The sequence below is a fragment of the Flavobacterium sp. ASW18X genome, from assembly GCF_005144745.1.
Lineage (GTDB): Bacteria > Bacteroidota > Bacteroidia > Flavobacteriales > Flavobacteriaceae > Croceivirga.
In genome coordinates this window covers 1-1480 of sequence record NZ_SWKK01000049.1, presented here as the reverse complement: position 1 = coordinate 1480, position 1480 = coordinate 1, and the positions used below count along the sequence as shown (strand labels likewise).

General features: G+C 53.0%; 1 rRNA gene. It reads right to left on the bottom strand.

From position 1 onward, the window contains the following. Positions 1-28: 28 nt before the first annotated feature. Positions 29-1480: ribosomal RNA gene (locus tag FBT53_RS15905) — 16S ribosomal RNA — on the bottom strand; the annotation flags it as partial.

The following is a 1480-nucleotide window of genomic DNA, read 5'->3' as shown; positions in this document are numbered from 1 at the left end:
ACGGGGCCTAAGGGCCTATCGTCTCTAGAAAGGAGGTGTTCCAGCCGCACCTTCCGGTACGGCTACCTTGTTACGACTTAGCCCTAGTTACCAATTTTGCCCTAGGCCGCTCCTTACGGTGACGGACTTCAGGCACTCCCGGCTTCCATGGCTTGACGGGCGGTGTGTACAAGGCCCGGGAACGTATTCACCGGATCATGGCTGATATCCGATTACTAGCGATTCCAGCTTCACGGGGTCGAGTTGCAGACCCCGATCCGAACTGTGACCAGCTTTGTAGATCCGCGCCTCCTTGCGGAGTGGCTTCCCTCTGTACTGGCCATTGTAGCACGTGTGTGGCCCAGGACGTAAGGGCCGTGATGATTTGACGTCGTCCCCACCTTCCTCACGGTTTGCACCGGCAGTCCCGTTAGAGTCCCCATCTTTACATGCTGGCAACTAACGGCAGGGGTTGCGCTCGTTATAGGACTTAACCTGACACCTCACGGCACGAGCTGACGACAACCATGCAGCACCTTGTAAGTAGTCCGAAGAAAGGGACGTCTCTGCCCCATGCAACTTACATTTAAGCCCTGGTAAGGTTCCTCGCGTATCATCGAATTAAACCACATGCTCCACCGCTTGTGCGGGCCCCCGTCAATTCCTTTGAGTTTCATTCTTGCGAACGTACTCCCCAGGTGGGATACTTATCACTTTCGCTTGGCCACGGAGCTAAATGCCCCACAGCTAGTATCCATCGTTTACGGCGTGGACTACCGGGGTATCTAATCCCGTTCGCTCCCCACGCTTTCGTCCATCAGCGTCAGTATATAGTTGGTCACCTGCCTTCGCGATCGGTGTTCTATGTGATATCTATGCATTTCACCGCTACACCACATGTTCCGGCAACCCCACTATAACTCAAGACTAACAGTATCAAGGGCAGTCCCACAGTTGAGCTGTGGCCTTTCACCCCTGACTTATTAGCCCGCCTACGGACCCTTTAAACCCAATGATTCCGGATAACGCTCGGACCCTCCGTATTACCGCGGCTGCTGGCACGGAGTTAGCCGGTCCTTATTCTTATGGTACCGTCAGTACTCTACACGTAGAGTGGTTTCTTCCCATATAAAAGCAGTTTACAACCCATAGGGCAGTCATCCTGCACGCGGCATGGCTGGATCAACCTTTCGGCCATTGTCCAATATTCCTCACTGCTGCCTCCCGTAGGAGTCTGGTCCGTGTCTCAGTACCAGTGTGGGGGATCCCCCTCTCAGGGCCCCTAATCATCGTTGCTTTGGTGAGCCGTTACCTCACCAACTAGCTAATGATACGCATGGCCATCCCTATCCGAAATTCTTTAAATAATTAATCATGCAACTAATTATTACTATGGGGCATTAATCTTCATTTCTAAAGGCTATTCCCCAGATAGGGGCAGGTTCCATACGCGTTCCGCACCCGTGCGCCGGTCGTCAGCAAAAAAGCAAGCTTTTTCCTG